The organism is Salinivibrio sp. ML290 (assembly GCF_001995695.1).
Taxonomy (GTDB): Bacteria; Pseudomonadota; Gammaproteobacteria; order Enterobacterales; family Vibrionaceae; genus Salinivibrio; species Salinivibrio siamensis.
Map to the genome: position 1 here is coordinate 55,699 of NZ_MUEY01000005.1, position 12,283 is coordinate 67,981.

General features: G+C 50.2%; 9 protein-coding genes. 6 read left to right on the top strand and 3 right to left on the bottom strand.

Annotated elements, in window-relative coordinates; translation table 11 throughout:
- Positions 1-152 precede the first annotated feature (152 nt).
- Positions 153-1,742, bottom strand: coding sequence for a peptide chain release factor 3 (gene prfC, locus BZG23_RS06295; protein WP_046075135.1), 1,590 nt, complete (start codon positions 1,740-1,742; stop codon positions 153-155).
- A 416-nt stretch (positions 1,743-2,158) separates the two neighbouring features.
- On the opposite strand from prfC, the gene pnp reads away from it, so the two are divergent.
- Both pnp and nlpI read left to right on the top strand, forming a co-directional pair.
- Positions 2,159-4,297 carry a polyribonucleotide nucleotidyltransferase gene (gene pnp, locus BZG23_RS06300; protein ID WP_077606456.1) on the top strand — a complete coding sequence of 713 codons (2,139 nt, stop codon included), beginning with the start codon at positions 2,159-2,161 and terminating at the stop codon, positions 4,295-4,297.
- A 67-nt stretch (positions 4,298-4,364) separates the two neighbouring features.
- On the top strand, positions 4,365-5,243 hold the full coding sequence (gene nlpI, locus BZG23_RS06305) for a lipoprotein NlpI (protein WP_077606457.1): 879 nt from the start codon (positions 4,365-4,367) through the stop codon (positions 5,241-5,243).
- 87 nt (positions 5,244-5,330) lie between these two features.
- On the opposite strand, the gene BZG23_RS06310 is transcribed toward nlpI, so the two are convergent.
- Positions 5,331-7,439 (bottom strand): sensor domain-containing protein, encoded by a 2,109-nt coding sequence (locus BZG23_RS06310; RefSeq protein WP_077606458.1) that lies wholly within the window; start codon positions 7,437-7,439, stop codon positions 5,331-5,333.
- 334 nt (positions 7,440-7,773) lie between these two features.
- On the opposite strand from BZG23_RS06310, the gene BZG23_RS06315 reads away from it, so the two are divergent.
- From BZG23_RS06315 to rimI, 3 genes are read left to right on the top strand one after another with little or no spacing between them, the layout of a single operon-like run.
- Complete coding sequence (locus BZG23_RS06315) at positions 7,774-8,178, top strand: GNAT family N-acetyltransferase (protein ID WP_131825371.1); 405 nt, start codon at positions 7,774-7,776, stop codon at positions 8,176-8,178.
- Between the two features lie 13 nt (positions 8,179-8,191).
- On the top strand, positions 8,192-8,584 hold the full coding sequence (locus tag BZG23_RS06320; protein ID WP_158010019.1) for a DNA polymerase III subunit psi: 393 nt from the start codon (positions 8,192-8,194) through the stop codon (positions 8,582-8,584).
- A complete protein-coding gene (gene rimI / locus BZG23_RS06325; RefSeq protein WP_077606460.1) occupies positions 8,577-9,047 on the top strand; it encodes a ribosomal protein S18-alanine N-acetyltransferase in 471 nt (156 codons plus the stop codon). Before BZG23_RS06320 ends, rimI begins: the two co-directional genes overlap by 8 nt.
- Here rimI and BZG23_RS06330 read toward each other — a convergent pair.
- Positions 9,010-9,906 (bottom strand): LysR family transcriptional regulator, encoded by an 897-nt coding sequence (locus BZG23_RS06330; protein ID WP_108743712.1) that lies wholly within the window; start codon positions 9,904-9,906, stop codon positions 9,010-9,012. The two genes, rimI and BZG23_RS06330, sit on opposite strands and share 38 nt — an antisense overlap.
- Positions 9,907-10,007: 101 nt before the next feature.
- Here BZG23_RS06330 and metE point away from each other — a divergent pair, with 101 nt between their 5' ends.
- Complete coding sequence (gene metE, locus BZG23_RS06335; RefSeq protein ID WP_077606462.1) at positions 10,008-12,281, top strand: 5-methyltetrahydropteroyltriglutamate--homocysteine S-methyltransferase; 2,274 nt, start codon at positions 10,008-10,010, stop codon at positions 12,279-12,281.
- Positions 12,282-12,283: the final 2 nt, after the last annotated feature.

The window sequence follows — 12,283 nt, forward strand, 5'->3', positions numbered from 1 at the left end:
ATTGGCATCCTTGCTTTGTAAACCTTATGCCATTAAAAAGCCGTCTGGTTACAGACGGCAGTATAGCATGGGGGCGAACTTGGAGAGCGTTATCTTTCCCTGGTGCGTGTTTTTCGCCACACGGGGGTGACTCAGTATTCGCCCTCTACMGATTAGTGTTCGCGGGTCGCTCTGAGATCAATATCCGGGAAGCGCTCTTGCGTAAGGTTCAGGTTAACCATGGTCGGCGCAATGTACGTCAAGTTGTCGCCACCATCCAAAGCCAAGTTCGCTTGGTTTTTACGCTGAAATTCGTCCAGCTTCTTCTCATCCTTGCACTCCACCCAACGCGCGGTGGCCACATTAATCGGCTCATACAAGGCATCCACGTTGTATTCAGCTTTCAAGCGAGCTACCACCATATCGAACTGGAGGACACCAACCGCTCCGACAATTAAGTCGTTCGATTGCAACGGACGGAACACCTGTACCGCACCTTCCTCAGACAGCTGAATCAAACCTTTAAGCAGCTGCTTTTGACGCAATGGATCTTTGAGGCGGATCCGACGGAAAAGCTCTGGGGCAAAATTCGGGATCCCCGCAAATTTCAGATCTTCTCCTTGCGTAAAGGTATCACCAATTTGAATGGTGCCATGGTTGTGCAAGCCAATAATGTCGCCAGCAAACGCATCTTCAGCCCGTGACCGATCCCCTGCCATAAAGGTCACCGCATCGGAAATATTCACTTGCTTACCTAAACGTACATGGCGCAGTTTCATTCCTTGCTGATACTTGCCGGAAACAATGCGCATAAACGCGATCCGGTCACGGTGACGTGGGTCCATATTGGCTTGAATTTTAAACACAAACCCCGAGAATTTCTCCTCGTCAGCCTTGACCTCACGGTCATGGGTCGGGCGCGCCATGGGCTTGGGTGCCCACTCAGTCAAGCCATCCAGCATATGATCCACACCGAAGTTACCCAGTGCGGTACCGAAGAAAACAGGCGTGAGTTCACCGCTTAAAAACAGCTCATGGTCGAACGCATGAGACGCGCCCATCACCAGTTCCAGCTCGTCACGCAAATCTTGCGCAATGTCTGCACCGATCGCATCATCCAATTCAGGATTATCCAAGCCTTTGATGATTCGTGCTTCCTGGATGGTATGGCCTTGGCCAGATTGATATAGAATGCTTTCGTCACGATGAATGTGATACACACCTTGGAAACCTTTCCCGCAACCAATCGGCCAAGATACCGGCGCACACGCAATATTGAGCTCACTTTCTACTTCATCAAGCAGCTCCATTGGGTCGCGGATATCACGGTCAAGTTTGTTCATGAAGGTGATGATCGGAGTATCACGTAAACGGGTGACTTCCATCAGCTTACGGGTACGATCCTCGACACCTTTCGCCGCATCAATCACCATTAAACACGAATCGACAGCAGTCAGTGTCCGGTACGTATCTTCCGAAAAGTCTTCGTGCCCTGGGGTATCAAGCAGGTTCACTAAGCAGTCGTTGTAAGGAAATTGCATCACCGAGGTGGTGACAGAGATACCACGCTCTTTTTCCATGTCCATCCAATCAGACTTCGCATGTTGGTTAGAGCCACGCCCTTTCACGGTGCCTGCCGTTTGAATGGCACGTCCGAATAACAGCACCTTCTCGGTGATGGTGGTTTTACCCGCATCTGGGTGCGAGATAATCGCAAACGTGCGGCGTTTATCAACTTCCTGTTGCAGCAGTGTATTTGACATAGCAGGTTATCTTCTTGTTGGCTTCAGGCGGCAATCAGGCGCCAGCTGAGGAGGTCATTCACAAAGGTGGCGTATTTTCGCTGATCTTGTAGTCAGCTTCAATTCACAAATCTGACTTCGCCGTGTTATCTGCATCCTTTAGGGTCAATATTGCTTGCCAAACACATCACAAATGTTGCCATTTGACCGCCTCGTGGTGTCGTTATCGGCCAAGCACGTGTATAATTAGCGCCACTTTCAGCTGTAACACAGTCAACAACGTCGACCATAAGGTCGCGACTATTGACAGCATACCGCCCACGAAGGCCAAACAGCCGCGCAGCGTGCTGTCATTAGTCGCGATGGTGAGCAGCTGAAAGCCAACACTTAGTGAGATAAACCAACGGGTTTATCCCTTAGCAACAAGGAAATAATCTGTGAATCCAATCGTAAAAACATTCCAATACGGCAATCATACAGTGACATTGGAAACAGGCGTGATGGCACGTCAGGCCAATGGTGCTGTCATGGTCAGCATGGACGATACCTCGGTATTCGTTTCTGTCGTCGGTAAAAAAGAAGCGGCTGAAGGCCAAAGCTTCTTCCCATTGACGGTCAACTACCAAGAGCGTACCTACGCCGCGGGTAAAATCCCAGGTGGTTTTTTCAAGCGCGAAGGCCGCCCTTCTGAGTCAGAAACACTGACCGCACGTCTGATTGACCGCCCTATCCGTCCGCTATTCCCGGACTCGTTCAAAAACGAAGTACAGGTCATCGCAACCGTCGTATCTGTTAACCCAGCGGTTAGCCCTGATATCGTTGCCATGCTGGGTACCTCGGCAGCACTGGCCATCTCAGGCATCCCATTCAACGGCCCTATCGGCTCTGCACGCGTCGGCTACATCAATGATGAACTCGTGCTTAACCCAAGCCCTGCTGAGCTAGACGACAGCAAGCTTGACCTTGTGGTCGCGGGTACTGAAGGCGCCGTGCTGATGGTTGAATCAGAAGCGGATCGCCTAAGCGAAGAGCAAATGCTGCAAGCGGTGATGTTTGGTCATGAGCAACAGCAAACCGCGATCAACGCAATCAAAGAATTTGCCGCCGAAGTGGGAACGCCTACTTGGGATTGGCAAGCGCCGGAAGTTAACGCTGCGCTACAAACCCGTGTGGCTGAAATGGCACAAGGCCCACTGGCTCAGGCATACCAAATCACTGAAAAAATGGCCCGTTACGAGCAAATTGGTCAGGTGAAGCAGGAAGTGGTGTCTGCACTACTCGGCGAAGACGAGACCTTGGATGAGCGTGAAATCCTAGGCATGCTCGGCGACCTGGAAAAGAAAGTCGTACGTAGCCGCATCATTGCGGGTGAACCACGTATTGATGGCCGTGAGAAAGACATGGTTCGCGCCCTCGACGTGCGTACTGGCGTATTACCACGTACCCACGGCAGCGCCTTGTTTACCCGTGGTGAAACACAGGCTTTGGTCACCGCCACACTCGGTACTCAGCGTGACGCGCAAACCATTGATTCTATCATGGGTGAGCGCCAAGAAGGCTTCATGCTGCACTACAACTTCCCTCCTTATTGCGTGGGTGAAACCGGTTTTGTTGGCTCACCAAAGCGCCGCGAAATCGGCCATGGTCGCCTAGCGAAGCGCGGTATTGCAGCGGTTCTACCAAGCCAAGATGAATTCCCATACACACTGCGTGTGGTATCTGAGATCACAGAATCCAACGGCTCTTCCTCAATGGCTTCTGTCTGCGGCACCTCCTTGGCGCTGATGGATGCCGGTGTACCGGTGAAAAAATCAGTGGCCGGTATCGCCATGGGTCTGGTGAAAGAAGACAACGATTTCGTTGTGCTTTCTGACATCTTGGGTGATGAAGATCACCTCGGTGATATGGACTTTAAAGTGGCCGGGACGGATGACGGTGTCACTGCGTTGCAGATGGACATCAAAATCGAAGGGATCACTAAAGAGATCATGCAAATCGCATTGAACCAAGCTAAAGGCGCACGTTTACACATCCTGGATGTGATGGACCAAGCCATCGGCTCGGCACGCGACGATATCTCTGAGTTCGCGCCTCGTATCCACACCATGAGCATCAACCCAGATAAGATCCGCGATGTCATTGGTAAAGGTGGCGCCGTGATCCGTCAGCTTACCGAAGAAACTGGCACCACCATTGAAATCGACGACAACGGTACAGTGAAAATTGCGGCCACCGACGGTGAAGCCGCCAAAGATGCCATTTCACGCATCGAAGCACTCACTGCAGAAGTCGAAGTGGGCCGTATCTATACCGGTAAGGTTCAGCGTATCGTTGACTTCGGTGCCTTCGTCTCAGTGATTGGCGGCAAAGATGGTCTGGTTCACATTTCTCAAATCGCTGATCAACGCGTTGAGAAGGTGTCTGATTATCTCGAAATCGGCCAAGAAGTGGACGTGAAAGTGCTGGAAGTTGACCGTCAAGGTCGTATTCGTCTGAGCATGAAAGAAGCAGCGGCTGAAAAAGCACCCGCCGCTGACACAACGCCAGCAGAAGAAGCACCAAGCACTGACGCTTAAAGTCATATCGTTATTCATGGTATAAAGGGGGCTGAGGCCCCCTTTTTTTACACGGAGATGCGCCTTCATGACCTTTTTTATTCAGCCACGGGCGGTGTTTTACAAGCCTCTGGCGATACTGGCGCTGTTACTATTAACAGGCTGCACCAGCCAATGGACATTTCCTCCTATGGCCGTCCCTTTACAGCCTACCCTGCAGCAGGAAGTACACCTAGCACGGATTGATCAGCTGCTTGCGCGCAATGATTTGAGTGACGACGCACGCGCCCAATTGCATTATGAGCGTGGACTGATGCACGACAGCTTGGGGATGCGCGATTTGGCACGATTGGACTTTAACCAGTCTCTCTCACTAAAGCCGGATCAACCTGATGTGTTCAATATTCTTGGGGTCTATTTTACTCAAAACGGCCACTATGATGCTGCCTACGAGGCCTTTGACTCGACGTTAGAGCTGGATAATAACCACAGCTATGCCGCGCGTAATCGTGGGATCGCCTTGTACTACGGCGGTCGCTATCGCCTGGCCCATCAAGACTTACTCCATCACTACCAAGAAGATCGCGACGATCCTTATCGCCTCATTTGGCTTTATTTAGTGGAACGCGATTGGAAGGGGGAAACCAAGGCACAACAAGCGCTGGTAACGCGAAAAGCGAATGCAGAAGCTTCGGGTTGGGGCTGGCAGCTTGTCGATATGTACCTCGGTAAGCTCAGTGAACGTGAGCTGCTGGAGCAACTTGCCTCGCAAGGTGAAGACAATGAACTGCTAGCAGAACGTTTATGTGAAGCTTACTTTTACCTTGCTAAACGCTATCAATTCCAGGGCGACAACGATCGCGCCGTGGCATTGTATAAGCTTGCCATGTCGGGCAACGTGTATGAGTTTGTCGAACACCGCTATGCGTTACTTGAGCTCAACCGACTCGCCTACCGTCGACCATAGCGCCTCACTCGATAGCGCCTCAAGCATAAAAATAGAGCAGGCTCACTGCTCTATTTTTGATCATGAGTAATACCAACAGGTATCCGGTTAGCTTGTCTGCGCACTGGGCGCCAAGGCCTGTGGTGGTTGCTTGTGGGGCTTACTTTTCAGCAATAGTTTTTCAAACTCATGCTTAGGCATTGGCGAATGAAAATAATAACCTTGAATCGTGTCACAGTGCAGGTTAGTGAGCACTGATGCCTGCTGACGGGTTTCGACCCCCTCTGCCACCACGGTCATTTCCATGGCTCGGCCGAGATGAATGATGCTTTCCACCAGCGTCACCTGTTTACTCAAAGCATCCATATCGTGAATAAACGCGCGGTCAATTTTAAGCTCATCAAGCGGAAAACGGGCAAGGTAAGACAAGGATGAGTAGCCGGTGCCAAAGTCGTCAATCGAGAGGGCAAAGCCCAGTGATTTTATCGCATTGAGCATATTCAGCGCATGCTCATCGTTTTTCATCACCGCGCTTTCCGTTAACTCAAAAGTAATATCTTCTGGTTTCGCCCCCGTGGCTTTAATCAGCTTTTCCATGTGCTCGGTCAGCTTGGGGCTGCTAAATTGCTCTGGCGATAAGTTAATCGCTACCCGTCCCGGCAATATGCCTTGTTGACGCCAGCGACGCACGTTTTGAAACACCTCGCGCATCACATGACGGCCGAGCGCTTCAATCAATCCGCAGCGCTCTGCGACCGGAATAAAACGCCCAGGACTGATATAACCTTCTATAGGGTGTTTCCAACGCACTAAAGCTTCAGCACCGTTGATACGATAATCACTGGCACTGACCTTAGGTTGATACCACACTTCCAGGCCGTTATTTTGTAAGGCCTTTTGTAGCTCGATTTCCAACCACAGCCGCATCCGTGCTTCTTTGCTCATGCTGTCATGATAGGCGACCACACGGTTTCGACCTTGCTCTTTGGCCTCATACATCGCGGTATCCGCATTTTGCAGCAGCTGGCGGGCGTCTTTGCCATCGTCGGGATAACGCACCATCCCCACTGAACACGCCAAGTACTTACTAAAATAATGCAATTCAAAAGGCTGACTAATGGCCCCGACCACTTTGTCAGCCAACTGATCAGGTGCATCTTCCGTTGCTGGCTTAGGAAGCAATACCGCAAATTCGTCACCGCCTAAGTGGCCAATAATGGTATCCGCGGAGAGTAAGGCACGTAAGCGCTGAGCGATATCCTGAAGCACACGGTCACCAACATGGTGTCCGAGAGAGTCATTGATATTTTTAAAATTATCAACATCAAGGTACAGCATAGCCAATGGTGTTTGAGCCTTTATCAGCCTATCCAGCTCTCGACTAAACCCGTAGCGGTTATAAAGACCTGTTAATGCATCCGTATAAGCGGATTGTTGCTCACCGACTTTGCTGGCATCCTCTTTGTCGGTGGGTTTTAAGCGCTTAACCGACGAGTCAATCATTGTCGGTTGTAGGCGTAACATATGCGCTTTTTTGCCCAAAAGATGGATCGGTGATTGGCTCACCATCAGCGACGCATTGTTTTTTGCACTCACCACCGACACACCTTGCTCATGCGGTGCATGCAATAGGCTGTCAATGGTGGTCGCCTCCTTCTCTGGCGACACGAGATAGTCTGATAAGGGTTCACCGATCAACGCGTCGATACTACCGACGCCAAGTAACCCTGCCGCCGCAGGATTCGCTGATAATATACAACCATCTTCAACCACACAGCAGCCGTCATCGATAAGTTGACTAAGACGGTGGTATTTTTCCTCCACCTCTTCGAGCGCACTGGCTAATACTTGGCGTTCAGATGTATCCGCGGCATGAAAAATCACACAGGGCTTACCGCTTTCATCTGCGATATTTGCCAATGGTGCGACACTGAAGTGAAAGCTAGCACTATGGTAGCTGTCAGTAAGAAACACCTCTCCTTCCGCGCATTCACCACGTCTGGCTTTGTCATAATGCGGTTTGACCGACTGATAAAAAGCCTCGCCTAGGGTATCGATATCAGATAACCCCTTTAATGACGGCAAGGCCAAGCCAGACAGCTCGCGGTAGCGTTGGTTGGCGTAAAGGTAGCAATCATTGCTGTCGAGAATGGCAAAAAGAAACGGACTGTTATCGGTTAAGCAGTAGAACCAATCATTTAACGACGATATTGGCATGAAAAGCTCACATCTGGGAATCACTCTCGACCATCTCATTGGCGAGACAAGCGTCTCACATATTAGACACTTTTAACTTTGTTGTCAGTAGCACTTTATGAGGCACGCGTCATGGGTTCAAGCTTTTCTCACTATATACCGCATATTTTACTGTAAAAATAGATAAAGGACTCAAAATCAGTAAACAAGGGAGACTGTGTCGCCATATTGCACAATTTGCTGACTATTTATGCATTTGGCTGCGTAAGCATCAAACACAAATGGCAGTCACCTCTTGCACGGGATCGGGAATCCGTTATTCTGGCTACACCATTTAATAACCACTACCTCTGTGATGATGATTCGTACAGAAGCGCCCGCCGACCTGGTTCGACTAGACGGTTGGTGGCGAGAGACGCTAATGCGCCCCGTGCAAGCCGATCAGCTCCAACAGCTGCGCGAAACGGGTCAGATTTCGCTTTCTCTCCTTGCGACCGATGATATGGGAGAGATATTGGGGCACATTGCCGTCACCGATGCTCAAACTGCCAATAACACCCAAGAAATTACGTTATGGCACAGCCCAAATGCAGACTTGGTGATGCCGCTGTTAGACGAGGCTGAGTCTACCTTGTTTGAGCTGGGCTATAGCCTGTTAAAAATTGCGCCCAGTGACGTTGCCGAAAAGGCAGAATTTGCCCCCTTAGACCCGGATGATACTTGGTGGTATAAACAACTCGCCGCCGCGACTTCAACGTAAGAGTCACCAAACCATGTTAACGGATATCCAACGTTTACAAGCCATGGATCTCGACGTGTGGCAATTGCGACACCCAGAAATCTACGGCCGAGAGCAAGAGGTGATTCAATTGCCTGACCACTGCCAATTATTGTTGGTCTGCGATCACGTACTTACTGATCAAGACGCATGGCTATTTGGCAATATTCTCAAAAGTATCAAACTAAGCGCTGATCAAGCTCGTCAACTCCCCCATGCTGCCTTGGCTGCGTTGGGTGATCATCATCTTAGCTGGTGTTGGTATATTGACTCGCCCGAGATCATTGTCGATGGCGTCAAGAGCTTGTATTCACTTCCTTTAGCGCAGATGCACGATAACCCGATGACTAAGCGCGATCTTTGGCGTCAGATTTGTCAGTATGAGTGATTACACACTTCAACTTATCGGGGATAGGCACCTGACTGATATCGTGCGTATTGAACAAACAGTGCATATTGCGCCTTGGTCAAAGACACAGCTTACGCCGGCTCAGGGACGCTTCGATCACCACTATGCGTTAATTAGTCAAGATGCTCAGATCATCGGTTATTTTTACGCGCGTTGCATTGCGGGCGAAGCAGAGCTGTTAAACCTTGCCGTTGACCGCACGTTTCAAGGCAAAGGCGTCGGTCACCAGCTTCTCACCTTGCTTAAAAAGACACTCGTTGCTGCAGGCGCGAAAACCTTGTGGTTGGAAGTGCGACAGAGTAACCGTGGAGCACGGGCGCTGTATCAAAAACAGGGGTTTGAACTTATAAGCCGCCGAGCAGGCTATTACTCATGCCCGGATGGCACCACGGAAGACGCACTGGTTATGCGTTACCAAATATCGTCGTCTCACGTGCTTTGACGATAAAATCCTCGATATAATCCTCTCTCTCTCCAGCACGTATTCCTAGATGAATGGCTTTATTGATGCCGCTTTTTCCCATACTTAGAACATGTAAGTTAAGTTGTTGTTGGTACTCTTTTGCCAGCCACTTCGGTAAGGCCGCAATGCCTCGGCCTGCCGCAACCATTTGTAGCATAATATCTGTTGTTTCAATGGTTTTGTGTTTGCGTGGCGCACAATGTGCCGGGGCGAGAAACTGCGTGAACACATCTAAACGCGCTTGGTCAACAGGATAGGTAATGAGCACTTCTTGTGTCACCTGATGGGGTTCGACATGAGACTGCGATGCCAGCGGGCTCTGTGGATGAGTCACAAGCACTAATTCGTAATCAAACACGGAGACGTATTCAATGCCTGGTTTAAACAAGGGATCCGGAGTGACGAGCACATCAATATCATGGCCAAATAACGCCCCTAGGCCACCGAATTGAAACTTTTGTTTCACGTCAACATCCACATCCGGCCATTGGTGCAAGAAAGGCTCAACCACCTTAAGCAGCCATTGATAGCAGGGGTGACATTCCATGCCAATGCGCAGGGTGCCGCGCTGACCTTGTGCAAATTGTTTAAGTTGCTGCTCGGCATGCTCAAATTGAGGGAGCATACGCTCAGAGAGGGTCAGCAAGTACTCACCAGCCTGAGTGAAATGTAATTGTCTGCCTGATTTTTTCCACAGGCTAACGCCTATCTGACTTTCTAATTTTTTCATCGCATGGCTAATGGCAGATTGGGTGAGATAAAGCGTCTCTGCCGCGGCGGTAAGCGATCCTTGCTCTTTAATGGCACGCAGAATATGAAGATGATGACGTTCTAACATGTCTTTTCCATGACCAAATTTCATTAATTGATGAAATAATGCCATTTTAGTTCATAACGAGAAAGCCCTATGCTGAACTCAACTTAAAGGAGGACGTATAGATGGCTAAAACTCATAACCTCGGTTTTCCCCGCATAGGGGCACAGCGCGAACTAAAATTTGCACTCGAACGTTACTGGCGTGGCGAATCATCCCAGCAAGATTTAACCAATACTGCGGCGGCTCTACGCCGTACCCATTGGCAACAACAAGGTAAGCTCGATGCCGTTCCAGCGGGTGACTTTTCCTTTTATGACCATGTACTCGACACCAGCTTTTTAGTCGGCAATGTCCCTGATCGTGTGGCTGATCATCAAGATAACACCCTCGATAACTATTTCCGCGTCGCCCGTGGCCGCTCGGCGAACGATACTGGCTGCCAGTGTGTCCACGCTGGTGAAATGACCAAATGGTTTGACACCAACTATCACTACATCGTGCCAGAATTTACCGCGAAAACCACCTTTAGCTTGCATGCTGAAAATCTATTGGCGCAAATAGAAGAAGCCAAACAAACCGGTGTTCAGGCTAAACCTGTTTTAGTCGGCCCCGTCACGTATCTGTGGTTAGGTAAAGAAAAAGATGCTTCTAACAAGCTGGATCTGCTTGATGAACTCTTGCCAGTTTATCAATCGCTCCTGAGCACGCTGGCAGAACAAGGTGTTGAATGGGTTCAAATCGATGAGCCTATTTTGGTCACTGAGCTTGCCCCTGCGTGGCAAACAGCAATAAAAACCGCGTATCAGACGCTAAGCCAAACCAACGTGAAGTTATTGCTGGCAAGCTACTTCGGCGAGCAAGCTGAAAATCGTCAATTGGCGCAATCCTTGCCCGTTGACGGTTGGCACCTCGATGCGATTCGTGGCCGAGGGGATGTTGCGTCGTACCAAGAAGCACTTGGCGATCACCAAGTTCTGTCTCTTGGTGTGATTAACGGCCGTAACGTTTGGAAAACCGATCTTAATGCCACGCTAGCTTGGCTTGAACCCATTCACCAAGCACTGGGCGATCGTCTCTGGCTCGCCCCCTCTTGTTCATTGCTCCATGTGCCCGTCGATTTGACCAGCGAACACAAGCTCGATCCTGAAGTAAAAAACTGGCTCGCCTTTGCCCATCAAAAGCTTGATGAATTGGATGTGCTTGCCAACGCGCTCAACCATGGCAAGCTAAGCGTTCAACAAGCACTGGCCGACAACCGCCAAGCTATTGAGAGTCGTCAGCAGTCACCACGCGTGCACAACCCTAATGTGCAAGCTGCATTGGCGGCGATTACACCGCATCTGGGTAAGCGACAACGCCCGTTTGCAGAACGCATTCGCTTGCAACACGAGCAGCTCAACCTGCCACGCTTCCCAACCACTACCATTGGCTCATTCCCGCAGACGAGCACCATTCGCCAAACGCGCTTACAATACAAAAAAGGCGAGATTGATGCGGTGACCTATCAGGACATCATGCGCAAAGAGATCGCCCATGCGGTCGACAAACAAGAAGCTCTCGGGCTCGATGTCTTGGTCCACGGTGAAGCCGAGCGTAATGACATGGTGGAATACTTTGGCGAACAATTGGATGGTTATGTGTTTAGCCAGTTCGGTTGGGTGCAATCGTATGGCTCTCGCTGTGTGAAGCCGCCGATTTTATTTGGTGATATCGAACGCCCGAAAGCAATGACTGTAGAATGGACGCAGTACGCACAATCTCTCACCGATAAGCCGCTCAAGGGCATGCTTACCGGACCGGTGACGATTCTCAACTGGTCGTTTGTCCGCGATGATCAGCCACGATCGCAAACCTGTAACCAGCTGGCGCTGGCGATCCGTCAAGAGGTGCAAGATCTCGAGAAAGCTGGAACCAAGATCATTCAGATTGATGAAGCAGCCCTGCGTGAAGGCCTACCTCTGCGTCGCAGTGAATGGCAACACTATCTCGACTGGGCCATCAATGCGTTTAAAATTGCGGCTAATGGCGTGAGTGACGAGACGCAAATCCACACCCATATGTGCTACTCCGAGTTTAACGACATCATTGCATCGATTGCGGATATGGACGCTGACGTCATCACCATTGAAACCTCACGCTCGGATATGGAACTGCTGGACGCGTTTGATCACTTTGATTATCCCAATGACATCGGCCCAGGCGTTTACGATATTCATTCCCCCAATACGCCCACTCAAGCACAAATTGTGGGCTTGATGAACAAAGCCGCTGCGCGGATCCCCGAAGAAAGGTTGTGGGTGAACCCGGACTGTGGATTAAAGACCCGGCAATGGGATGAAGTAATCCCGGCCCTAGAAAACATGGTCGCCGCAGCAAAAGCGCTTCGAGAAGAATAGTC

Bases quoted from the DNA above. Each gene is read 5' to 3' on its own strand.
- rimI (WP_077606460.1), top strand. From the start codon at position 8,577: ATGAGTGATTACACACTTCAACTTATCGGGGATAGGCACCTGACTGAT.
- BZG23_RS06315 (WP_131825371.1), top strand. From the start codon at position 7,774: ATGATGATTCGTACAGAAGCGCCCGCCGACCTGGTTCGACTAGACGGT.
- metE (WP_077606462.1), top strand. From the start codon at position 10,008: ATGGCTAAAACTCATAACCTCGGTTTTCCCCGCATAGGGGCACAGCGC.
- prfC (WP_046075135.1), bottom strand. From the start codon at position 1,742: ATGTCAAATACACTGCTGCAACAGGAAGTTGATAAACGCCGCACGTTT.
- BZG23_RS06310 (WP_077606458.1), bottom strand. From the start codon at position 7,439: ATGCCAATATCGTCGTTAAATGATTGGTTCTACTGCTTAACCGATAAC.
- BZG23_RS06320 (WP_158010019.1), top strand. From the start codon at position 8,192: ATGTTAACGGATATCCAACGTTTACAAGCCATGGATCTCGACGTGTGG.
- BZG23_RS06330 (WP_108743712.1), bottom strand. From the start codon at position 9,906: ATGTTAGAACGTCATCATCTTCATATTCTGCGTGCCATTAAAGAGCAA.
- nlpI (WP_077606457.1), top strand. From the start codon at position 4,365: ATGACCTTTTTTATTCAGCCACGGGCGGTGTTTTACAAGCCTCTGGCG.